Here is a 21682-nt window from a genome sequence, read left to right as displayed (position 1 = left end):
TTTACTGTGAACGCGCCCTAGATGCCTCAGCCGATCCGCCTAAAAGACCATGAAAAAGACGCACGCCTTGTGCGCAGCAGGGTCGTGTTCGGGGCAGTGGCCGTCATGTTGCTGGTGTGCGTCCTGATTGCGCGCCTGTATTTCCTGCAAGTCATTCAATACGACTACCACTCGACCCTGTCGGAAAACAACCGGGTTCACGTCCAGCCGATTCCGCCAAGTCGTGGCCTGATTTTCGACCGCAACGGCGTTGTGGTGGCCGACAACCGGCCAAGCTTCAGCCTCAGCGTGACCCGCGAGCGCTCCGGCAACTGGTCCCAGGTGCTCGATACGATTGTCGAAGTGCTGCAGCTTACGCCCGATGACCGCATCATCTTCGAGAAACGCATGAAACAGGGGCGTCGGCCATTCGAGCCGGTGCCGATCCTGTTCGAGCTGACCGAAGAGCAGATTGCCCTGATCGCTGTTAACCAGTTCCGCCTGCCCGGCGTCGAAGTGGTTGCGCAACTGGTCCGTCACTATCCACAGGGGCCGCACTTTGCCCACTCGGTCGGTTACATGGGCCGCATCAACGAGAAAGAGCTCAAAGGCCTCGATCCCGTCAATTACAGCGGCACGCACCACATCGGCAAGACCGGTATCGAGCGTTTCTACGAAGATGAGCTGCATGGTCAGGTCGGCTACGAAGAAGTCGAAACCAATGCACGGGGCCGCGTATTGCGTGTGCTCAAGCGCACCGATCCGATTCCCGGCAAGGATATTGTCCTGAGCCTGGACATCAATCTTCAGGAAGCCGCCGAAGCTGCACTGGGCGGTCGTCGCGGTGCTGTCGTGGCGCTGGACCCGAATACAGGCGAAGTGCTGGCGATGGTCAGCGCACCGAGTTTCGACCCGAATCTGTTCGTGACGGGGATCAGCTTCAAGGCTTACGCCGAGCTGCGCGATTCCATCGACCGGCCACTGTTCAACCGTATTCTGCGCGGCCTTTATCCGCCGGGCTCCACCATCAAGCCTGCGGTCGCCGTTGCCGGGCTGGATGCTGGCGTCGTGACGCCGTCTTCCCGGGTGTTCGACCCCGGTTACTACCAGTTGCCGAACTATGACCATAAATACCGCAACTGGAACCGCACCGGCGATGGCTGGGTGGACCTTGATGTGGCGATCATGCGTTCAAACGATACCTACTTCTACGATCTTGCGCACAAGCTCGGCATCGACCGGCTGTCCACATACATGAACAAGTTCGGCCTTGGGCAGAAGGTGTCTCTGGACATGTTCGAGGAATCTCCCGGCTTGATGCCGTCCCGGGACTGGAAGCGGGCCACCCGGCGTCAGGCGTGGTTCCCCGGCGAAACCCTGATTCTCGGGATCGGCCAAGGTTATATGCAGGCCACGCCGCTGCAACTGGCGCAGGCCACGGCCTTGGTCGCCAACAAGGGCAAGTGGAACCGGCCGCACCTGGCCAAGAGCATCGAAGGCAAGGCGCCGGTTGACGAGAATCCGATGCCGGACATCATCCTGCGCGACCCGTCCAACTGGGCCAGGGTGAACCACGGCATGCAGGAAGTGATGCACGGCGCCCGTGGTACGGCGCGCAAGGCTTCCATCGGTGCGCAATACCGGATCGCCGGTAAAAGCGGTACCGCCCAGGTTGTTGCCATCAAGCAGGGCGAGAAGTACGACCGCACCAAGGTTCAGGAGCGCCATCGTGACCACGCCCTGTTCGTGGGCTTTGCGCCAGCCGACAACCCCAAGATCGTCGTGGCTGTGATGGTGGAGAACGGTGAGTCCGGCTCTGGTGTTGCGGCTCCCGTGGTCCGTCAGGTGATGGATGCCTGGCTGCTCGACCAGAATGGCGCACTCAAACCTGAGTACGCCGGCTCCCTGAATCCGGAGGCTGCGGCCCGTGAAGAGTAATTTCGACCGCATCCTTTCTAGCGAAGACGTGATGCGTCGTCGTGCGACGTTCCTGCAGCGCATCCACATCGATGGCCCGTTGCTTATCCTGTTGCTGACTCTGGCGGCGGGTAGCCTGTTTGTCCTGTATTCGGCCAGTGGCAAGAACTGGGACCTGCTGCTCAAGCAGGCCAGCTCTTTCGGCATCGGCCTGACGGCAATGCTGGTCATTGCCCAGTTCGAGCCGCGATTCATGGCGCGCTGGGTGCCGGTCATGTACGTCATGGGCGTGCTGTTACTGGTGGTGGTGGATGTGATGGGCCACAACGCCATGGGGGCCACACGCTGGATCAACATTCCCGGGGTCATCCGTTTCCAGCCTTCGGAGTTCCTGAAAATCATCATGCCGGCGACCATCGCCTGGTATCTGTCCAAGCGCACCTTGCCGCCGCAGCTCAAGCATGTGGCGGTCAGCCTTGCGTTGATCGGCGTGCCCTTCGTGCTGATCGTGCGCCAGCCTGACCTGGGCACATCCCTGCTGATCCTGGCTTCCGGAGCCTTCGTTCTGTTCATGGCCGGGCTGCGCTGGCGCTGGATCATCAGCGTGCTGGCTGCTGCGGTACCAGCGGCTGTCGCCATGTGGTTCTTCTTCATGCACGACTACCAGAAACAACGGGTGCTGACCTTTCTCGATCCGGAAAGCGACCCGCTGGGCACCGGCTGGAACATCATCCAGTCCAAGGCGGCCATCGGTTCGGGTGGCGTCTTCGGCAAGGGCTGGCTGCTGGGCACCCAGTCGCACCTGGACTTCCTGCCTGAAAGCCACACGGACTTCATCATTGCGGTATTGGGTGAGGAATTCGGGCTGGTGGGAATCTGTGCGCTGCTGGTCATTTACCTGCTACTGATCGGTCGTGGCCTTGTCATCACCGCGCAAGCCCAGACCCTGTTCGGCAAGTTGCTGGCCGGGGCGCTGACAATGACATTTTTTGTTTATGTATTCGTCAATATCGGTATGGTCAGTGGCCTTTTGCCGGTTGTAGGCGTACCACTGCCTTTCATTAGCTATGGCGGAACTTCGCTCGTGACGCTGCTGTCAGCGTTTGGGGTTTTGATGTCGATCCATACGCATCGTAAATGGATCGCTCAGGTTTGATTAAGGTGAAGAATTCAATGCAGGTAGTGCGAAACTGGGCTCGATATGCTCCGGTGGTCGGTCTGGTCAGCATCCTTGGATCTGTACAAGAGACTATCGCCGGCGACTACGAAGGTTCTCCTCAAGTGGCCGAATTTGTCGGTGAGATGACCCGTGAGTACGGTTTTGCCGGCGAGCAATTGATGGACGTGTTTCGCGAAGTCGAGCGCAAGCAGGCGATCCTCGATGCTATTTCCCGCCCGGCCGAACGGGTCAAGCAGTGGAAAGAATATCGCCCGATGTTCATTACCGATGCCCGTATCGCTCGCGGCGTCGATTTCTGGCGTCAGCATGAAGCGGCCCTGGCTCGTGCCGAGCAGGAATATGGCGTGCCTGCGCAGATCATCGTGTCGATCATCGGCGTCGAAACCTTCTTCGGTCGCAATACCGGGAACTACCGGGTGATCGATGCGTTGTCCACGCTGGGCTTCGACTATCCGCCTCGCGCCCCGTTCTTCCGCAAGGAGCTGCGCGAGTTCCTGCTGCTGGCCCGTGAACAGCAGGTCGATCCTATGACCCTCAAGGGTTCATACGCCGGTGCGATGGGACTGCCGCAGTTCATGCCGAGCAGCTTTCGCGCCTATGCCGTGGATTTCGACGGTGACGGGCACATCAATATCTGGACCGATCCGGACGATGCCATCGGCAGTGTCGCCAGCTACTTCAAGCGCCATGGCTGGGTGGCCGGGCAGCGTGTCGTCAGTCGTGCCTCTGCACGCGGCAGTCGGGTCGATGAGGGTTTGAGCCCTGGTCTGGACCCGGTCATGTCGGTCGGGGAGTTGCGAGGCCTGGGCTGGGCGAGTCATGATGCGCTGCGCGACGACCTGCCCGTCACGGCATTTCGCCTTGAGGGCGATCAAGGTCCGGAATACTGGCTGGGATTGAATAACTTTTATGCAGTCACCCGATATAACCGCAGTGTGATGTACGCCATGGCCGTGTATCAGCTGTCTGAATCGTTGGTTCAAGCACGAGGCGTTAAGTAATGCGGCCATTGCCGATTCGTACACCTTTGAAAGTGCTGGCTTGTGCGGGGCTGGCATTGTTGATGGCAAGCTGCTCGTCCACCTCGCGTTCGCCACAACAGCAGAGCGGCACCGCCGTGCGCTCTGCTCCGGGGCTCGATATCAACCGTGCGCACAAGGACGGGGCTCCCTGGTGGGATGTGGATATCTCGCGCATTCCAGATGCCACGCCGACTGTCCACACAGGTCCCTACAAGGCCAACCCTTATACGGTGCTGGGCAAGAGCTACTTCCCGATGAGCGAATCCAAGCGCTATGTCGCCACGGGTACGGCTTCCTGGTACGGCACCAAGTTTCATGGTCAGAACACCGCCAATGGCGAGGTCTATGACCTGTACGGCATGAGCGCAGCCCACAAGACCCTGCCATTGCCCAGCTATGTGCGTGTGACGAACCTCGACAACAACCGTACCGTGATTCTGCGCGTCAACGACCGTGGTCCGTTTTACTCCGACCGGATCATCGACCTGTCCTATGCGGCTGCCAAGAAACTCGGTTATGCCGAAAGCGGCACGGCGCGGGTCAAGGTCGAAGGTATCGATCCGCAGGAATGGTGGGCACAACGGGGTCGCCCGGCGCCATTGGCCCTGGACCAGCCACAAGTGGTGGCCCAGGCGGCCACGCCGGCGTTCACGACCTCCACCGGGACGGTCGAGCAATACACGCCACCCCCTCAGCAGCATGCCGCTCCGCCTGTACCCTTGCAGGTTGACGCAAAAAAAAACGCTTCAGGACAAGCCTCTGGGCTATTTCTCCAGGTGGGAGCCTTCGCGAATCCGGACGCTGCAGAGCTCCTGAGATCGAAGTTGAGCGCGATGGTCCGGGCACCGGTTTTCGTGAGTTCGATAGCCCGCAACCAACAGACGCTCTATCGGGTTCGTATGGGGCCGATAGGCACTCAGGGTGAAGCCCAGCAATTGCAGGATAGTGTCAGATCGGCCAACCTTGGTCAGCCGAGCCTTGTAACACTGGATTGAATCAACAGTCGTTCTTGGCGGTATGAAGAACGATATGCAGTGGCCCGCAATGCGGACTTGCCGTCAGAGCAAGTGTTGCAGGCACTGCCCGCAGGATCGTGTGTTGAACAGGCGATCTTGTCAGCCAGGGTTTTAGCCTGGCGCCACGAGCCGCGGTGAAGTGCATGCGCTTCGCCGGCTTGTTCCGCTTTGCCCGTGAGGGCATGTTTGCCCATTAGCAATTTCGAGAGACGGATGAACATCACCACCTTTGCAAAACGTTTGTGCCTGCTTGTGCCACTGGTCATCGCCCCGGCTGCCTGGGCTGCCGAACAGATGACGCCTGCTGCGCCGCAACTGGCCGCCAAGTCCTACGTGCTGATGGATGCCTCCAGCGGCAACGTTCTGGTTGAAAACAACGGTGACCAGCGTCTGGCTCCTGCGAGCCTGACCAAACTGATGACGGCCTACATCGCGACACTGGAAATCCGTCGCGGCCAGATCGGCGAGAACGATCCGGTCACCGTCAGCGAAAATGCCTGGCGTACCGGCGGTTCGCGGATGTTCATCAAGGTGGGTAGCCAGGTGACGGTCAGCGACCTGCTGCACGGCATCATCATCCAGTCGGGTAACGACGCCAGCGTTGCAGTTGCCGAGCACATTGCCGGCAGCGAAGACGCTTTCGCCGACATGATGAACAAGACGGCCGGCGACCTGGGCATGACCAACAGTCACTTCATGAACCCGACCGGCCTGCCGAACCCTGAGCACTACTCGTCGGCTCATGACATGGCCATTCTGGCACGTGCCATCATCCACGAAGACCCGGCTCACTACGCGATCTACTCGCAGAAAGAGTTCTTCTGGAACGGTATCAAGCAGCCTAACCGCAACCTGCTGCTGTGGCGCGACAAGACCGTTGACGGTCTGAAAACCGGCCACACCGAAGAAGCCGGCTACTGCATGGTGTCCTCGGCAGTGCGTGATGGTATGCGTCTGATCGCCGTGGTGTTTGGCACCAACAGTGAGCAGGCCCGTGCAGCCGAAACCCAGAAGCTGCTGACCTACGGTTTCCGTTTCTTCGAAACCCAGAACTTCTACCAGAAGGGCACCGAGCTGGCCCAGGCGTCCGTCTGGAAAGGCACCACCCGTCAGGTCAAGGCTGGTCTGGCAGAAGACCTGAGCATGACCATGCCCAAAGGCGACATGAAGAAGCTCAGCGCCAGCATGACCATGAACCCGCAACTGGTTGCGCCAATTGCCAAGGGTGACGTGATCGGCAAGGTTGAAGTGAAGAAGGAAGACAAGGTTGTGCACACTGCCAACCTCATCGCACTGGAAGCTGTCGAGGAAGGTGGTATTTTCCGCCGCGTGTGGGATAGCATTCGCCTGTTCTTCTACGGCTTGTTCAACTGACCTTCTAGTAATCAATGCCGACCTTCTCGCGGCCTGCTTCATGAGCAGGCCGCGTGTCCGTCGTCACGGCTTGTGAGACCTTTACTGCCATGACCGATACCGACGTCAAGTCGCACAAAATCGAATTCCCCTGCGATGACTACCCGATCAAAGTGATCGGCGACACCAGCGTGGGGTTTACTGCTGCAGTGATCGAGATTCTCGGCAAACACGCCAAGATCGACGTCTCCACGCTCGCCGAGCGTCAGAGCAGCAACGGCAAGTACACCACCGTACAACTGCATATCGTCGCCACCGGCGAAGACCAGTTGCGTGATATCAATAGTGCCCTTCGCGCTACGGGTGTCGTGCATATGGTGCTCTGATGGGCGACATCCTGGGCTTTCGTGATCTTGGCTTGATCGATTACGAAAGCGCCTGGCATGCCATGCAGCGCTTCACCGACGGGCGTGACCGTGACACCGCAGACGAGATCTGGCTGGTGCAGCATCCCCCGGTCTTTACCCAGGGACAGTCCGGCAAGGCAGAACATTTGCTGTTGCCGGGTAATATTCCTGTCGTACAGGTCGATCGTGGCGGCCAAGTGACCTATCATGGCCCCGGCCAATTGGTTGCCTATCTGTTGCTCGATGTCAGGCGCCTTGGATTTGGGGTTCGCGATCTGGTTACCCGGATCGAAAACACCCTTATTGCCTTGCTGGACAGTTATGGGGTGACGGCGGCGGCCAAGGCCGATGCCCCTGGCGTATATGTCGACGGCGCGAAAATCGCGTCTCTCGGCCTGCGCATTCGTAACGGTTGCTCATTTCATGGACTGGCGTTGAACGTCGACATGGACCTGGAGCCGTTCCGCCGCATCAACCCCTGTGGATATGCCGGACTGGCAATGACCCAGTTGCGCGATCACGCAGGGAAGACGGAATTTTCCGAGGTAAGTGCCCGGCTGCGCGTGCAGCTCGTCAAACACCTCGACTATGCTGAGCAGGCGACCCTTACGGGCGGAATAGAACGATATGACTGACACCGTGCAAACCCTGATCCCGACGCTGGATGTTTCCGAGCGCGCTCCCCGTCCGAAAGTCGAAGCGGGCGTAAAGCTGCGCGGTGCCGAAAAAGTCGCACGCATCCCGGTCAAGATCATCCCGACGGTCGAGCTGCCCAAGAAGCCGGACTGGATTCGCGTGCGAATCCCGGTTTCCCCGGAAGTCGACCGTATCAAGCAACTGCTGCGCAAGCACAAGCTGCACAGCGTCTGCGAAGAGGCATCCTGCCCGAACCTGGGCGAATGTTTCTCCGGCGGCACCGCGACCTTCATGATCATGGGTGACATCTGCACCCGTCGCTGCCCGTTCTGCGACGTCGGCCATGGCCGTCCGAAGCCTCTGGATACCGAAGAACCGCATAACCTGGCAGTGGCGATTGCCGACCTGCGCCTCAAGTACGTGGTCATCACCTCGGTCGACCGTGACGACCTGCGCGACGGCGGTGCCCAGCACTTTGCTGACTGCATCCGTGAAATCCGTGCCTTGTCGCCGAATGTCCAGCTCGAAACTCTGGTCCCGGACTACCGCGGCCGCATGGACGTTGCGCTGGAAATCACCGCAGCCGAGCCGCCTGATGTGTTCAACCACAACCTGGAAACCGTACCGCGCCTGTACAAGGCTGCGCGTCCGGGTTCGGACTATCAGTGGTCGCTGACCCTCTTGCAACGCTTCAAGCAGATGGTGCCGCACGTTCCGACCAAATCCGGCCTGATGCTGGGCCTGGGCGAAACCGACGACGAAGTCATCGAAGTCATGCAGCGCATGCGCGAACACGACATCGACATGCTGACCCTTGGTCAGTACCTGCAACCTTCGCGCAGCCACTTGCCGGTCCAGCGCTTCGTGCACCCGGACACCTTCGCCTGGTTCGCCGAGGAAGGTTACAAGATGGGCTTCAAGAACGTGGCTTCCGGGCCGCTGGTGCGTTCGTCGTACCATGCCGACGAACAGGCCAAGATTGCCAAGAATCTGCTCTGAGGAGAATTTGACGGGTAATGAAAAACGGGCCGGATAGTGATATCCGGCCCGTTTTTTTATGGCGGTCTGTCAGGGCTTGCGCAGGTTGTTCAGCAGCTCATGAGTCGGATAGCCATCGGCTGGCCAGCCAAAGGACTGCTGGGCACTGCGAATCGCCTTGCGGGTATTGGCACCGATAATGCCGTCTGGTGCGCCTGCATCGTACTTGCGGGCCGACAGCAGGGTCTGCAGCTCGATCCGCTCTGAGCGGCTCAGAGGCAGGTCTGTACGAGGCCAGTTGCCTACGATGTAACCGGCCCCTTTGAAGCGGTCGGAAAGCAGGCTGATGGCCAGGGCATAGGACGACGAGTTGTTGTAGCGCAGAATGGCGCGGAAGTTGTCCAGCACCAGGAAGGCCGGGCCGCGATAGCCCGCAGGCAGAAGCAGGGCCGCTTGCTGCTGGCTGGAGGCCAGAGGCAGTGCCGAGCCGTCGGGAAGCTTCAGGCCAAGCTTTTGCCATTCAGTCAGGCTCTTGCGGGTCGAAGCGTCAGCCAGGGCGTAGTCGAAATCCGAACTCAATACCACTTCGAAGCCCCACGGCTGGCCACGCTGCCATCCCGAGCTTTGCAAGTAATGAGCGGTGGATGCCAGGGCGTCGGCCGGTGTGTTCCAGATATCCCGACGACCATCTCCGTTGAAGTCCACTGCATGGGTGTTGTAGGTGGTCGGTATGAACTGGGTCTGCCCCATGGCGCCAGCCCATGAGCCAAGCATTTTCTCAGGCGTTATATCGCCTTGCTGGAGGATTTCCAGCGCCGCCAGCAACTGGCTCTGGGCGAAGTCCGGGCGACGGCCTTCATAGGCCAGTGTGGCCAGGGAGCGGATTACCGACTGCGAACCCTGGAACTGTCCGAAGTTACTCTCCATGCCCCACACCGCGACCAGTGCCTGACGGTCGACGCCATAGCGTTGCTCGATGTTCTGCAGGTCGGTGCTGTACTGGGAAAGCAGGGCCTGGCCCTTGCGTACCCGTGCGGCAGAAATCGCGCCGTCCAGGTATTCCCACACCGGGCGGCTGAACTCTGGTTGGCTGCGGTCGGCCTTCACCACGCTCATGTCCGGCGTCACGCCGCTGAATGCACGGTCGAAGACGTCTGCGCGAATACCGGCCTTCAGTGCCTGATTGCGAAAGCCAGCCTGCCATTCCGCAAAGCTGATGGCGGGCTGGATGGTGAGGTTTTCATCCACGACCAGAGCCGGTGTCGGCACCGCTACGGGCGCAACAGGCAGGGTCTTGCTGGCTTGAAGAGGGGTGGCATCGGCAGCAGTGGGTTTTTCTGCACAAGCTACCAGAGCAATAAGACTGGAGGCGGCGATGAGTTGGCGCAACTGCCAGGGATGGGTAAAACAAGAAGGCATGCTTGGGTCCAAAGGGATTACCGATAGATGCAGACCTTAACACGGCTTGGCGGTTGAAATCGCCTGGAGGCTTGTTGCTCTTTATCACGCAGCCAGAAAGCAAGAAGCCTCCCAGCTTTTAGACTGGAAGGCTTCTCGGCGGTAGCTGCCTTTGCCCTTGGCGGGTCGTTCCTGACGACTGCGGAACAATGGCTGGGCAATGATGGACTTGGCCTTGTTCGGCCGCTTCGATTTGCTCATGGCGGGGTGCTCTCGGCTGGGTGTTGAACGGTGTGCATGATCAGGCAGGGCGGGGCTTGTGTCTAATAGTTGTGTGCTATGGCGAACTTGTTCGCGAATGAATTCGCGAAACACACTCACTCAGCAGGCAACGGCAGTTTCTGACCGGCCATCAACAGGGCCAACCGACTCAGGCTGCTCCAGGGTGAACCGGCGGCCTGGCCTTTGATCTGGGCGTCGATGCGTTGGGCGTCCATCAGCAGTTGAGCCCAGCGCTTGGCGGAGTAGCGTTGCAGGGCTTTGCTCATCAGGGGTTTGCGCTTGTCCCATATCGGCGGCCTTGCCGAGCTGAAGACTTTATCCAGCGGGATGCCCTGGCTGTACTGCAATGACATGTTGGCCAGTACCCGAAGCTCCCGGGTCAGCGCCCAGAGAATCACCGGCGTCTCGACGCCTTCACCGCGCAGTCCTTCCAGAATGCGCAGGGCATGGGCGGCTTCGCCATTGAGTACCGCGTCGGTCAGGCCGAAAACATCGAAGCGTGCACTGTCAGCCACGGCCGCCTGCACGGTGTCGACGGTGATCTGGCCTTCCTCGGCCATCAGCTTGAGCTTTTCGACTTCCTGGGCGGCAGCCAGCAGGTTGCCTTCGACACGGGCGGCAATCAGCTCGACGGCATCCTGAGTGGCAGACAGTCCGGCCTGGGAAAGACGCTGGCGAATCCATTGCGGTAGCTGGCCGATATCCACCGGCCAGATCTGCAGGAACTGGGTCTGCGGGCCTTCGATCAGCGCCTTGCCCCATTTGGTCTTCTGGGCGCTGCCGTCCAGCTTGGGCAGGCTGATCAGCAGCAGCGTGTCTTCGGCAGGGTTGGCGCAGTACTCCATCAGCGCGGCAGCGCCTTTGTCGCCGGGTTTCCCCGACGGCAGGCGCAGCTCCAGCAGGCGGCGTTCAGCAAACAGCGACATGCTGGCGCCTGCCTGCAGCAGCGTGCCCCAGTCAAAGCTGGCATCGGCGCTGAATACCTGGCGTTCGTCGAAACCTTGCTGGCGGGCGGCCGTGCGGATGGCGTCGGCAGCCTCCTGGCAGAGCAGCGGATCGTCGCCGCTGATGACATACACAGGCGCGAGCGCGCCTTGCAGATGCTTGCTGAGTTGGGCGGGGGCGAGTTTCATGGTTCTGATGATACCGGGGCCAGCAAGCTGGCCCCGGACACTTACCTGGCTGGTATTTCGAGAGGCGACTGCTGAGGCGTCTCGTCGCGTACCCGCTGGGCCGCTTCCAGGGCGTCCGCTTCAGCCTTGGCAACATCGTTGGCTTTCTTCTGCAGTTGCTCCAGACGCTCCGGGGTCAATTGTTGCAAGCGAGCCATCATCTTCTGGACCAGCTCGCTACGCATTTCATTGCGCACTTGCTGGGCTTCGTTATCCGAAGCGGTCAGGTTGTTGCCGTCATGGTTGTAGATTTTCTCTACGCTGACTTTATCGCCAAGCAGGACGAGGTCTTTCTCGCCACGCATTTCGTAGTTGAGCGTAACGGTTAACTGGTACTCGGCCGAGCGACCGGAGCCCGAATAGCTGGCAGTGCGCTGTGTTTCGGATTCGTTGGTCAGGATCAGCTTGTAGGGCGCGCCGGTGTAGATCTTGACGCCCGAGTTGGTCAGTGTGCGATTGAGCTGGGTGACTGTTTCGCCGTACTGATTGCGTGCACTCAGATCCAGTTCCTTGATCGCCAGCTCGTTGGTGCCGGTGCCACGCAGCTGGAAGCCACAGGCACTCAACAACACCGCCAGGCCCATCACCAGCAAATTGCGTTTGATCATCTTGATGCTCCCCTTGAATCCGTTTGGGCCGACCTTGCAGCCCTGGAAATATGTCTGGCGCCCGGCCTTTGCCTGGCGCCCGATCCAATCAGCTTGCGACGATATTGACCAGCTTGCCCGGCACGACGATTACTTTGCGGATCGTCAGGCCATCAATGAAGCGCAGCACGTTTTCGTTGACCCGTGCAGCGGCTTCGACTTCTTCGCGGCTGGCGCTGGCCGGCATTTCGATCTGGCCACGCAGCTTGCCGTTGACCTGAATCACCAGTTGCAGGCTGTCCTGTACCAGTGCGCTTTCGTCCAGAACCGGCCAGCCGGCATCGATAACCGCGTTGTCATGCCCCAACTGTTTCCACAGCTCGTGGCTGATGTGCGGCGTGATCGGTGCCAGCAGCAGGGCGACGGTTTCCAGACCTTCCTGAAGCAGTGCGCGATCCTGAGCAGTAGCCTGAGGGACCTTTTCCAGCACGTTCATCAAGGTCATCACCTGGGCGACGGCCGTGTTGAATTTCTGGTTCTGACCAATATCCTGGCTCGCCTGCTTGATCGCCTGATGAATGGAGCGGCGGATGGCCTTCTGGTCATCGCTCAGGGTTGCCAGATCAAGGCTGCCCGGCAGGCCCTGGCCGACGTGGGCCTGAGCCAGACGCCATACGCGGCGAAGGAAGCGGTGCGAACCTTCGACGCCGGAGTCGGACCACTCCAGGCTCATGTCAGGCGGCGAGGCGAACATCATGAACAGACGGCAGGTGTCGGCGCCGTACTGATCGATCATGGTTTGCGGGTCGATGCCGTTTTTCTTCGACTTCGACATCTTTTCGGTGCCACCGATTTCCACTGGCAGGCCGTCGCTGGTCAGGACTGCACTGATGACCTTGGCCTTGGCGTCACGCTCCAGGGTTACATCGGCAGGGTTGATCCAGGTCTTCTTGCCGCTGGTTTCCATGCGGAAGTAGGTTTCGGCGTTGACCATGCCTTGAGTCAGCAGGTTCTTGAACGGCTCGTTGGACGTTACCAGACCTTCATCGCGCATCAGTTTGTGGAAGAAGCGCGCATAGAGCAGGTGCAGGATTGCGTGTTCGATACCGCCGATGTATTGATCCACCGGCAGCCAGTGTTTGGCAGCGTTCGGCTCGACCAGGCCACCTTCGTAGTGCGGGGAAGCGTAACGTGCGTAGTACCAGGACGATTCCACGAAGGTGTCCATGGTGTCGGTTTCACGCTTGGCCGGTGCGCCACATTTCGGGCAACTGCACTCGTAGAACTCAGGCATGCGCGCCAGTGGCGAGCCTGCACCGTCGGGTACGACGTCTTCCGGCAGTACGACCGGCAGTTGATCTTCCGGAACCGGTACGTCGCCGCACGTGGCGCAGTGGACGATCGGGATCGGGCAGCCCCAGTAGCGCTGGCGGCTGATGCCCCAGTCGCGCAGGCGGAACTGAGTGCGGGACTGGCCCAGGTTTTTCTTGAGAAGGGCGGCTTCGATGGCGTCGAACGCGCCCTGGAAATCCAGGCCGTCGAATTCGCCGGAATTGATCAGCACGCCATGCTCGCCGTAGGCTTCCTGCCATGGTGCCGGGGTTTCGTCGCCCGCGCTGGTACGCACAACGGCCTTGATCGGCAGGTTGTACTTGGTGGCGAACTCGTAATCGCGCTCGTCGTGAGCCGGTACGGCCATGACCGCGCCGTCGCCGTAGTGCATCAGCACGTAGTTGGCGACCCACACCGGCAGCTTTTCACCGGTCAGTGGATGCTCGACGAACAGCGAGGTCGGCAGGCCTTTCTTTTCCTGGGTGGCGACGTCGGCTTCGGCAACGCTGCCGCCCTTGCACTCATCGATGAACGCTTGCAGCTCGGCATTGCCTTGGGCTGCCTGGGTCGCCAGCGGATGCTCGGCGGCCACGGCCACGTAGGTGGCGCCCATCAAGGTGTCGGGGCGTGTGGTGAAGACTTTCAGCGCGCCGGCTTCGCCAATGGAGGCTTCGTGGTAAGGGAACTGGACTTCCATGCCACGGGACTTGCCGATCCAGTTGCGTTGCATGGTCTTGACCTGTTCAGGCCAGCCCGGCAACTCGTCGAGGCTTTGCAGCAGCTCATCGGCGTAGGCCGTGATCTTGAAGTAGTACATCGGGATTTCGCGCTTCTCGATCAGCGCGCCCGAACGCCAGCCACGGCCGTCGATGACTTGCTCGTTGGCCAGTACGGTCTGGTCGATCGGGTCCCAGTTGACGGTGCCGTTCTTGCGGTAGATCACACCTTTCTCGAACAGGCGAGTGAACAGCCATTGTTCCCAGCGGTAGTAGTCTGGCTTGCAGGTGGTCACTTCACGGGACCAGTCGATGGCCAGGCCCAGGCTCTTGAGCTGGTCCTTCATGTAAGCGATGTTTTCGTAAGTCCACTTGGCCGGCGCGACATTGTTGTCGATTGCGGCGTTTTCCGCAGGCATGCCGAAAGCATCCCAGCCCAGGGGCTGCAGGACGTTCTTGCCCTGCATGCGCTGGTAGCGAGAGATCACGTCGCCAATGGTGTAGTTGCGCACATGACCCATGTGCAGCTTGCCGCTCGGATAAGGGAACATCGACAGGCAGTAGAATGTTTCCTTGCCTGGCTGCTCACTGACTTCAAAAGACTTTTGCTCTTCCCAAAAGGCTTGGGCGGCGGCTTCGATTTCGCGGGGCTGATAGAGTTCGTGCATGGCTACTTTTTACTAAAGATTGGTGACCCTTGACCTCTTCATTGCTTCGCCGAGTCAGCTTGGCACCCTTTGCCGGACAATCGTGACTGTCTTTGCGGTGCGTACAGGCTCTTGGAGAGCGGAAGTGGAATTACAGGAAGCGCCGTAGCATACATGAGCGCTGTCTACCGAGGGAAACGCTGATTGTTACACCGCCCCTCCAAAGACCGTTCAGACGGCTCTATCTGGCCGTTGGTCGCAGTATCTCGCCTGTTTTTACAGCAGCGCTAAGCTCAATAGCGAGGGTATGTTCTTATCTTCAAAGAGGTGAGCGGATGACAGAGTTGCAGCACACAGTAAGCACTCCTGAGCTGTATGAACGTTTGATCCATCGTCTGGGGCTTGCTCTGGAAACGGCAGATACCGCGGTTCGACTCCGTAACGAGTCGCCCGTCGAGCTTGAACTTGCAGGTTTGAGCAGTGCCGAACTCGAATTTATCGAGGCTTATCTTGAGAAAGATACGATGGGTGTGAGCGGGGCTGTTAAGGGTAAGTCTGAGGGCAGTTTCATTGTTTCGCCGGAGCAGACACATTCGATAATGCCGCCCAAAGAGTCCGCCAGAATCATCTGGCTCAAGGACAGGAGGCGGGCCAGGGTATCGGGTGGGTTGAGCCGTTACACGTCAAATACCACGTTCAAGCTCTAACCGTAGCGGGCTGCGTGTCCGCCTTATAAGCATTGCTGCTTAGTGTCAAAAAACTTAGGCTTCGGGCATCTCTGGAGATGCTCGATGCCTATACGTTATCTGCTTAAAGCCCTTCTTCTGCCTCCGGGCATTTTCTTTGTATTGCTGATCAGCGCCTGGTGGCTGCGTCGCACCCGTCCGCGTATCGCGGCTGTGTGTTTCACGCTGGGCCTGGGCGGCTTCTGGCTGATGACCCTGCCTGTGGTGGTGGAGTGGGCTGCGCGGGGGCTTGAAAGCGAGCAGCCCTTGTCGCGCCAGCAGTGGTCGACGCTTGCGCAGCAGGCCGATGCCATTGTGGTGCTTGGGGCAGGGCGCGAGCGCAATGACCCGGCCTGGGGCACGGATACCCCGACGGGGCCAGGACTTGAGCGGTTGCGCTTTGCTGCACAACTGTCGAAGGCTTCAGGGCTGCCGATCCTGACAACCGGTGGCCTGCATTTTGGCGAGCCGCCAAGCGAGGCAGCGATCATGGCTCAATCGCTGCAAGATGACTTCGGTGTCACGGTGCGCTGGCAGGAAGGGCTCAGCCGCACCACCTGGGAGAATGCGACCATGACAGCCGAGGTCTTGCAGCCTTTGGGAATCAAGCGGGTTGTGGTGGTCACTCAGGCCTGGCACATGCCTCGCTCACGCTGGAGCTTCGAGGAAGCAGGTTTCACCGTAGTCGCCGCCCCCGTCGGATTCCTGGGAAGCGCCAACGACCAGCCATTGGGTGGCTGGGTACCTGAAGCCAAAGCTTTCATGCAGAACATGTGGTTGATCAATGAAGCGTTGGGGCAGTTGTTTTATAGGGTTGTGTATTGAGCTGCAAGCCGCAAGCTTTAAGCTTCACGTCAAAAGCTTGTAGCTCCCTTCCCTATACCGTCTTTGCAATTCGCGCCGCCAGCAATGCCCAGCCAAACAACAGCCCGCAGACGATGATCAGCGGCCATGAGCGCCAGTGCAGGTAGGGTGTCAGTTCCTGCATCGGGACCACTTCGCCATACAGCACGCCGCGTTCAAATTGCGGTATCTGCACGGTGATCTTGCCGAACGGGTCGATCAGGCCGGTGACGCCGTTGTTGGTGGCACGGATCATCCAGCGACCGGCCTCCAGGGCGCGCATCTGTGCCATCTGCAGGTGTTGCAGCGGGCCAATGGAGGTGCCGAACCAGGTGTCGTTGCTGATGGTCAGCAGCACGTCGCTTTGTGCCGCAAGGCTGGCCGCGAATTCCGGGTAGACCACTTCATAGCAAATGAACGGCGCAACCTGATAACCCTTGGCCTGCAGCATGCTCTGGTCGCTCGGGCCGCGGGCGAAGTCTGACATTGGCAGATCGAAGAAGGCGATCAGCCCGCGAAGAATGTCCTGCAGCGGCACGTATTCGCCAAACGGAACAAGCTTCTGCTTCAGATAGGTGCCATCACCTTCCCCAGTGACCGTGATGCCGTTGTAGTAACGGGACTCGCCGCGCTCGGTCACTTCGCGCACCGGTACGCCGGTAATGAGCGCCGAGCCTCGTTGGGCGGCAAACTTGCCCATCATCGTCAGATAACCTTCCGCCGACTCCTTGAGCACCGGCACAGCTGTTTCCGGCCAGACGATCAGGTCGGCCTGCTGCGAGTTGAATGTCATGTCGCGATAAAGCGCCAGTTGCGCATTCAACTGCTTGGGGTCCCACTTCATGCTTTGTTCGATGTTGCCCTGTATCGCCGCGACTTTCAGCGGTGCGCCTGCCGGTGAAGTCCAGGCGTGGTTTTTGAGGGCGATACCGATAATCCAGGGTGCCAGCAACAGCACGACGCCTGCTACCAGGAAGGACTTGCGTGCCCGCAAGCGGTGCAGATTGCTCAGCAGTGCAACGGTCAGCGCCAGTACGAAGGAGATAAGCCAGATACCACCGACCGGTGCCAGGCCGGCCAGCGGACCATGGAGCTGGCTGTAACCCGAATACAGCCACGGGAAGCCGGTCAGGAACCAGCCGCGGAAGGCTTCCTGAGCGGTCCACAAGGCCGCGAAGGCCAGGGCGTCGGCCAGCGGCGCTTCATTGCGGCGAATCCAGCGTGCCCAGACCCAGGCGGGCAGGGCAAAGAACAGGGCGATCAGGCTGATGAACAACAGCATCAACAAGCCGGCCAGTAGTGGCGAGGCACCACCGTAGGTGTTGATGCTGACGTAGATCCAGCTGGTGCCTGCGCCGAACAGGCCGAAGCCGTAGCACCAGCCCCTGACGAATGCCTGGCGCGGACTCGGCTCGCGCAGGCCCAGGTAGAAAATCGCCACCGCCACCAGGGCCAGAGGCCAGATGTCGAAGGGCGCCAGGGCCAGGGTCGTGAGTCCGCCAGCCGCCACGGCCAGCAGATTACCGGGCCAGCCGGGACGGGTTATCCAGCGCATGTCTATTCCTTGAAGCGTTACGGGCGAGAGATAGGGCTCAGGCGTAGTAAGTGAATGCGACGGCTGTCAGCGCTCAGGACACGGAAACGATAGGCACCGATTTCGGTGATTTCGTTGCGCTTGGGCAAATGACCGAATGCATTCATGACCAGCCCGCCGACCGTATCGAATTCGTCATCGGAGAATTCGCTGTCGAAGAACTCGTTGAAGCTCTCGATGGGAGTCAGGGCCTTGACCAGGAAGTCGCCGCTGGGCAGCGGTTTGATGTAGCTGTCCTCTTCGACGTCATGCTCGTCCTCGATGTCGCCGACGATCTGTTCCAGCACGTCTTCGATGGTCACCAGACCGGCCACACCGCCGTATTCGTCAATGACGATGGCCATGTGGTTGTGGTTGGCGCGGAACTCGCGCAGCAGCACGTTGAGGCGCTTGGACTCGGGGACGAATGTCGCCGGGCGCAGCAGGCTCTTGATGTCGTCGCTGTCGCCGTCGGCCTTGAGGATCAGCGGCAGCAGATCCTTGGCCAGCAGCACGCCGAGCACGTCGTCGTGGCTTTCGCCGATCACCGGATAGCGCGAATGTGCGGCATCGATGACAGCTGGCAGGAATTCGCGGGGTGTCTGGGTCGCCTTGATGCTGATCATCTGCGAGCGCGGCACCATGATGTCGCGTACTTGCAGGTCAGCCACCTGAATGGCCCCTTCGACAATGGCCAGCGCTTCGCTGTCCAGCAGTTTGTTCTGTTGGGCTTCGCGTAGCAGCTCAAGCAGCTCCTGGCGGTTTTTCGGCTCGTGGACAAAAGCCTGGGTCAGTTTACCCAGCCATGACTTTTGTCCGTTGCTCGATCGGTCTTCGCTCATAGCCCTTACTCGTGATCCTTGCTTGTCGTTTCTGAAGGTTGATGTTCGGCGCTTTCGTCGTCTGCATAAGGATCCGGATAGCCCAGTTCCTCAAGCAACGTTCGTTCCAGTGCTTCCATTTCTTCGGCCTCTTCATCGTCGATATGGTCGTAACCAAGCAGATGAAGGCAGCCGTGAATGACCATGTGCGCCCAATGCGCATCAACGGCCTTGCCTTGTTCCTGTGCTTCGCGATTGACCACCGGCACGCAGATGACCAGATCGCCCAGCAGCGGGATGTCCAGCATGTCGTCGGGCACGTCCGCAGGAAAGGAAAGCACGTTGGTGGCGTAATCTTTGTGCCGCCATGTGTGATTAAGTTCGCGCCCTTCGGGTTCGTCGACCAGACGGATGGTCAGCTCCGAATCGGCGCTGCGCTGGCGCAGGCCCATTTCGCACCAGAGGCGGAACTGGGCTTCGCTGGGGGCTTTGGTTTCGCTTGCCAGTTGCAGATCCAGCTCAAGCATCGCGGCGGCTGTCCCGTGAGGAATTGACGCTGCTGCTCTGCGTGTCGCTGAAACGGTCATCGAAGCGCTCATAGGCTTCGACGATGCGCTGCACCAGCGGATGGCGAACCACGTCCTTGGGTTTGAAATGGGTGAAGCTGATGCCCGGTACGTCCTTGAGAACATCGATGACATGAGTCAGGCCCGACTTCGTGCCCTTGGGCAGGTCGACCTGGGTAATGTCACCCGTGATGACGGCGGTAGAGCCAAAGCCAATACGGGTCAGGAACATTTTCATCTGCTCGACGGTGGTGTTCTGACTTTCGTCGAGAATGATGAAGCTGTTATTAAGGGTGCGTCCGCGCATGTAGGCCAGCGGTGCAACTTCAATGACCTGCTTCTCGATCAGCTTGGCGACGTATTCGAAGCCCAGCATTTCGTAGAGGGCGTCGTAGAGCGGGCGCAGATAGGGGTCGATCTTCTGGGCCAGGTCGCCGGGCAGGAAGCCGAGCTTTTCACCCGCTTCCACGGCCGGACGCACCAGCAGGATGCGGCGGATCTGCTCGCGCTCCAGGGCATCCACCGCACAGGCGACGGCCAGATAGGTCTTGCCGGTCCCCGCAGGGCCGATGCCGAAGTTGATGTCGTTCCCGAGTATTTCCTTGACGTAACGCTGCTGATTCAAGCCGCGTGGGCGAATCATGCCTTTCTTGGTGCGCAGGGCCACGCCCACTTCGGCGGCCGGATGGTTGTCCAGCCCGTCGACACCGGATTCCTGCAGGAACAGGTGAACCATGTCTGGCGTCAGGTCCGTACCTTTGGTTTCACGGTACAGGCGGCGCAGAAGGTTTTCAGCCGAGGTGGTTTGCCGGGACTCGCCAATGAGCTCGAATTGATTGCCGCGATTGCGGATCTCGATGTCCAGGCGTTGTTCGATCAAGCGCAGATGCTCGTCGAGTTGCCCGCACAAGTTGGCGAAACGATGGGCCTCGAAAGGTTCGAGGATGAAGCGATGAGGTTCTGTGGGAGCGTTCAAGGTCGTTTTTAGCCGCCCGACGGCAGTTGAGTTGAATTGAAGAATACCCCTAGAGAACTTTGGGCGAAAGGTCTGACGTCGTTCGCAAATGAATTCGCCCCCAGCGGGCCATCCGTAGGAGCGAATTCATTCGCGAAGAAAACCCTACTGCAACAGCGAACCACGCAGCGAATGCGGCTGTGCATCGTCAATGTGCACATCGGCGAATTGCCCGATCAGCTTGGGGTTGTCGCAGCGAAAGTTGACGATCCGGTTGTTTTCGGTGCGCCCTTGCAACTCGCCGGGGTCCTTTTTCGAGTAATCGGTCACCAGGATGCGCTGGGTGCTGCCGACCATTTGTCGGCTGATCTCGAAACCCTGCTGGTTGAGACGATGTTGCAGGGCCGCCAGGCGTTCCTTTTTGAGGGCTTCCGGGGTGTCGTCTTTCAGATCGGCGGCTGGCGTACCAGGGCGCGGGCTGTAGATGAACGAGAACGAAAAATCGAAACCCACGTCCTGGATCAGCTTCATGGTGTTCTCGAAGTCTTTCTCGGTTTCGCCCGGAAAGCCGACGATGAAGTCCGAACTGATGCTGATACCCGGCACGGCAGCCTTGAGTTTGCGCAGCTTGGATTTGTATTCCAGCGTGGTGTGATTGCGCTTCATGGCCGCCAGGACACGGTCGGAGCCTGATTGCACCGGCAGGTGCAGGTGTTTGACCAGTTCCGGCACTTCGGCGTGGGCCTGGATCAGGCTGTCGGAAAACTCCAGAGGGTGTGAAGTGGTGTAGCGGATGCGGTCGATACCATCGACTGCCGCAACCACGCGGATCAGGTCGGCCAGATCGGCGACGCGGCCGTCATGGGTCGTGCCGCGATAGCCGTTGACGTTCTGGCCCAGCAGCGTGATTTCACGCACGCCGTTTTCGGCCAGGTGAATGACTTCTGCCAGTACGTCATCGAACGGACGGCTGACTTCTTCACCACGGGTATAAGGCACGACGCAGAACGTGCAGTACTTGCTGCAACCTTCCATCACCGACACATAGGCACTTGGCCCGTCGATGCGCGGCTCGGGCAGGTGGTCGAATTTCTCGATTTCCGGGAACGACACATCCACCTGAGGCAGGCGGGTGATGCGTGCGGTGTCGATCATTTCCGGCAGGCGGTGCAGGGTTTGCGGGCCGAAGACCACGTCCACGTAAGGAGCGCGATCACGAATGGCCGCGCCTTCCTGACTGGCGACGCAACCACCGACAGCGATGACCATCTCTGGGTTGGCCAGCTTCAGTTCACGCCAGCGACCCAGTTGGGAGTAGACCCGATCCTGGGCTCGCTCGCGAATCGAGCAGGTATTGAGCAGGATCACGTCGGCATCTTCCGCGCGAGCGGTGACTTCCAGGGCTTGATGTTCGCCCAGCAGATCGACCATGCGCGAGCTGTCGTACTCGTTCATCTGGCAACCGTGGGTTTCGATATAAAGCTTCTTGGCCATGCGTGATCATCAGCGGATTCAAAGAACCGCGCATTATAGGGACGATGCTCACGGGTTCCTAGCGTTGGCTGTCCGATGGGCAT

General features: G+C 59.7%; 20 protein-coding genes. 10 read left to right on the top strand and 10 right to left on the bottom strand.

Annotated elements, in window-relative coordinates:
• The first annotated feature begins 21 nt into the window (after window positions 1-21).
• The 8 genes from mrdA (at window position 22) to lipA (ending at window position 8509) form a co-directional block, all read left to right on the top strand.
• A complete protein-coding gene (gene mrdA, locus CKW23_RS14705; RefSeq protein ID WP_025261971.1) occupies window positions 22-1917 on the top strand; it encodes a penicillin-binding protein 2 in 1896 nt (631 codons plus the stop codon).
• 31 nt (window positions 1918-1948) lie between these two features.
• Window positions 1949-3052, top strand: a complete 1104-nt coding sequence (gene rodA, locus CKW23_RS14700) for a rod shape-determining protein RodA (protein ID WP_051427793.1) — start codon at window positions 1949-1951, stop codon at window positions 3050-3052.
• A 17-nt stretch (window positions 3053-3069) separates the two neighbouring features.
• Entirely contained in the window at window positions 3070-4077 is a 1008-nt protein-coding gene (gene mltB / locus CKW23_RS14695) for a lytic murein transglycosylase B (protein ID WP_095067788.1), read from the top strand.
• Complete coding sequence (locus CKW23_RS14690; RefSeq protein ID WP_025261968.1) at window positions 4077-5093, top strand: septal ring lytic transglycosylase RlpA family protein; 1017 nt, start codon at window positions 4077-4079, stop codon at window positions 5091-5093. Before mltB ends, CKW23_RS14690 begins: the two co-directional genes overlap by 1 nt.
• Window positions 5094-5327: 234 nt before the next feature.
• Entirely contained in the window at window positions 5328-6488 is a 1161-nt protein-coding gene (locus tag CKW23_RS14680) for a D-alanyl-D-alanine carboxypeptidase family protein (protein ID WP_025261967.1), read from the top strand.
• Between the two features lie 89 nt (window positions 6489-6577).
• On the top strand, window positions 6578-6853 hold the full coding sequence (locus CKW23_RS14675) for a DUF493 domain-containing protein (protein WP_025261966.1): 276 nt from the start codon (window positions 6578-6580) through the stop codon (window positions 6851-6853).
• Window positions 6853-7509 (top strand): lipoyl(octanoyl) transferase LipB, encoded by a 657-nt coding sequence (gene lipB, locus CKW23_RS14670; RefSeq protein WP_025261965.1) that lies wholly within the window; start codon window positions 6853-6855, stop codon window positions 7507-7509. The genes CKW23_RS14675 and lipB overlap by 1 nt, the downstream gene beginning before the upstream one ends.
• The gene (gene lipA, locus CKW23_RS14665) at window positions 7502-8509 is read left to right on the top strand and encodes a lipoyl synthase (RefSeq protein ID WP_025261964.1); all 1008 of its coding nucleotides are present in this window, start codon (window positions 7502-7504) and stop codon (window positions 8507-8509) included. The genes lipB and lipA overlap by 8 nt, the downstream gene beginning before the upstream one ends.
• A gap of 69 nt (window positions 8510-8578) precedes the next feature.
• Here lipA and CKW23_RS14660 read toward each other — a convergent pair whose 3' ends face one another.
• The 5 genes from CKW23_RS14660 to leuS form a co-directional block, all read right to left on the bottom strand.
• Window positions 8579-9907, bottom strand: a complete 1329-nt coding sequence (locus CKW23_RS14660; protein WP_025261963.1) for a lytic murein transglycosylase — start codon at window positions 9905-9907, stop codon at window positions 8579-8581.
• An 84-nt stretch (window positions 9908-9991) separates the two neighbouring features.
• Window positions 9992-10147 carry an alternative ribosome rescue factor ArfA gene (arfA, locus tag CKW23_RS14655; protein ID WP_025261962.1) on the bottom strand — a complete coding sequence of 52 codons (156 nt, stop codon included), beginning with the start codon at window positions 10145-10147 and terminating at the stop codon, window positions 9992-9994.
• Between the two features lie 116 nt (window positions 10148-10263).
• The gene (holA, locus tag CKW23_RS14650) at window positions 10264-11301 is read right to left on the bottom strand and encodes a DNA polymerase III subunit delta (RefSeq protein ID WP_025261961.1); all 1038 of its coding nucleotides are present in this window, start codon (window positions 11299-11301) and stop codon (window positions 10264-10266) included.
• 41 nt (window positions 11302-11342) lie between these two features.
• On the bottom strand, window positions 11343-11948 hold the full coding sequence (gene lptE, locus CKW23_RS14645; RefSeq protein WP_025261960.1) for an LPS assembly lipoprotein LptE: 606 nt from the start codon (window positions 11946-11948) through the stop codon (window positions 11343-11345).
• A gap of 88 nt (window positions 11949-12036) precedes the next feature.
• Window positions 12037-14643: a leucine--tRNA ligase gene (gene leuS, locus CKW23_RS14640; RefSeq protein WP_095067787.1), complete on the bottom strand. Its 2607-nt coding sequence runs from the start codon at window positions 14641-14643 to the stop codon at window positions 12037-12039.
• 314 nt (window positions 14644-14957) lie between these two features.
• Here leuS and CKW23_RS14635 point away from each other — a divergent pair, with 314 nt between their 5' ends.
• Window positions 14958-15329 (top strand): hypothetical protein, encoded by a 372-nt coding sequence (locus tag CKW23_RS14635; RefSeq protein WP_025261958.1) that lies wholly within the window; start codon window positions 14958-14960, stop codon window positions 15327-15329.
• Between the two features lie 84 nt (window positions 15330-15413).
• A complete protein-coding gene (locus CKW23_RS14630; RefSeq protein WP_025261957.1) occupies window positions 15414-16172 on the top strand; it encodes a YdcF family protein in 759 nt (252 codons plus the stop codon).
• 52 nt (window positions 16173-16224) lie between these two features.
• On the opposite strand, the gene lnt is transcribed toward CKW23_RS14630, so the two are convergent.
• From lnt to miaB, 5 genes are all read right to left on the bottom strand, one after another.
• The gene (gene lnt, locus CKW23_RS14625; protein WP_095067786.1) at window positions 16225-17745 is read right to left on the bottom strand and encodes an apolipoprotein N-acyltransferase; all 1521 of its coding nucleotides are present in this window, start codon (window positions 17743-17745) and stop codon (window positions 16225-16227) included.
• Window positions 17746-17762: 17 nt separating this feature from the next.
• Complete coding sequence (locus CKW23_RS14620; RefSeq protein WP_025261955.1) at window positions 17763-18605, bottom strand: HlyC/CorC family transporter; 843 nt, start codon at window positions 18603-18605, stop codon at window positions 17763-17765.
• Window positions 18606-18610: 5 nt separating this feature from the next.
• A complete protein-coding gene (ybeY, locus tag CKW23_RS14615; RefSeq protein ID WP_025261954.1) occupies window positions 18611-19111 on the bottom strand; it encodes an rRNA maturation RNase YbeY in 501 nt (166 codons plus the stop codon).
• On the bottom strand, window positions 19104-20126 hold the full coding sequence (locus CKW23_RS14610) for a PhoH family protein (RefSeq protein ID WP_025261953.1): 1023 nt from the start codon (window positions 20124-20126) through the stop codon (window positions 19104-19106). The genes ybeY and CKW23_RS14610 overlap by 8 nt, the downstream gene beginning before the upstream one ends.
• A gap of 144 nt (window positions 20127-20270) precedes the next feature.
• Window positions 20271-21599 (bottom strand): tRNA (N6-isopentenyl adenosine(37)-C2)-methylthiotransferase MiaB, encoded by a 1329-nt coding sequence (miaB, locus tag CKW23_RS14605; protein WP_025261952.1) that lies wholly within the window; start codon window positions 21597-21599, stop codon window positions 20271-20273.
• Between the last annotated feature and the right edge of the window lie 83 nt (window positions 21600-21682).

This window comes from Pseudomonas sp. Irchel 3A18 (assembly GCF_900187465.1).
GTDB lineage: Bacteria > Pseudomonadota > Gammaproteobacteria > Pseudomonadales > Pseudomonadaceae > Aquipseudomonas > Aquipseudomonas cichorii.
This window is presented reverse-complemented; position numbering and strand designations above follow the sequence as displayed.

Coding starts and splice junctions, on each gene's coding strand:
- mrdA (WP_025261971.1), top strand. CDS start 22: ATGCCTCAGCCGATCCGCCTAAAAGACCATGAAAAAGACGCACGCCTT.
- rodA (WP_051427793.1), top strand. CDS start 1,949: ATGCGTCGTCGTGCGACGTTCCTGCAGCGCATCCACATCGATGGCCCG.
- mltB (WP_095067788.1), top strand. CDS start 3,070: ATGCAGGTAGTGCGAAACTGGGCTCGATATGCTCCGGTGGTCGGTCTG.
- CKW23_RS14690 (WP_025261968.1), top strand. CDS start 4,077: ATGCGGCCATTGCCGATTCGTACACCTTTGAAAGTGCTGGCTTGTGCG.
- CKW23_RS14680 (WP_025261967.1), top strand. CDS start 5,328: ATGAACATCACCACCTTTGCAAAACGTTTGTGCCTGCTTGTGCCACTG.
- CKW23_RS14675 (WP_025261966.1), top strand. CDS start 6,578: ATGACCGATACCGACGTCAAGTCGCACAAAATCGAATTCCCCTGCGAT.
- lipB (WP_025261965.1), top strand. CDS start 6,853: ATGGGCGACATCCTGGGCTTTCGTGATCTTGGCTTGATCGATTACGAA.
- lipA (WP_025261964.1), top strand. CDS start 7,502: ATGACTGACACCGTGCAAACCCTGATCCCGACGCTGGATGTTTCCGAG.
- CKW23_RS14660 (WP_025261963.1), bottom strand. CDS start 9,907: ATGCCTTCTTGTTTTACCCATCCCTGGCAGTTGCGCCAACTCATCGCC.
- arfA (WP_025261962.1), bottom strand. CDS start 10,147: ATGAGCAAATCGAAGCGGCCGAACAAGGCCAAGTCCATCATTGCCCAG.
- holA (WP_025261961.1), bottom strand. CDS start 11,301: ATGAAACTCGCCCCCGCCCAACTCAGCAAGCATCTGCAAGGCGCGCTC.
- lptE (WP_025261960.1), bottom strand. CDS start 11,948: ATGATCAAACGCAATTTGCTGGTGATGGGCCTGGCGGTGTTGTTGAGT.
- leuS (WP_095067787.1), bottom strand. CDS start 14,643: ATGCACGAACTCTATCAGCCCCGCGAAATCGAAGCCGCCGCCCAAGCC.
- CKW23_RS14635 (WP_025261958.1), top strand. CDS start 14,958: ATGACAGAGTTGCAGCACACAGTAAGCACTCCTGAGCTGTATGAACGT.
- CKW23_RS14630 (WP_025261957.1), top strand. CDS start 15,414: ATGCCTATACGTTATCTGCTTAAAGCCCTTCTTCTGCCTCCGGGCATT.
- lnt (WP_095067786.1), bottom strand. CDS start 17,745: ATGCGCTGGATAACCCGTCCCGGCTGGCCCGGTAATCTGCTGGCCGTG.
- CKW23_RS14620 (WP_025261955.1), bottom strand. CDS start 18,605: ATGAGCGAAGACCGATCGAGCAACGGACAAAAGTCATGGCTGGGTAAA.
- ybeY (WP_025261954.1), bottom strand. CDS start 19,111: ATGCTTGAGCTGGATCTGCAACTGGCAAGCGAAACCAAAGCCCCCAGC.
- miaB (WP_025261952.1), bottom strand. CDS start 21,599: ATGGCCAAGAAGCTTTATATCGAAACCCACGGTTGCCAGATGAACGAG.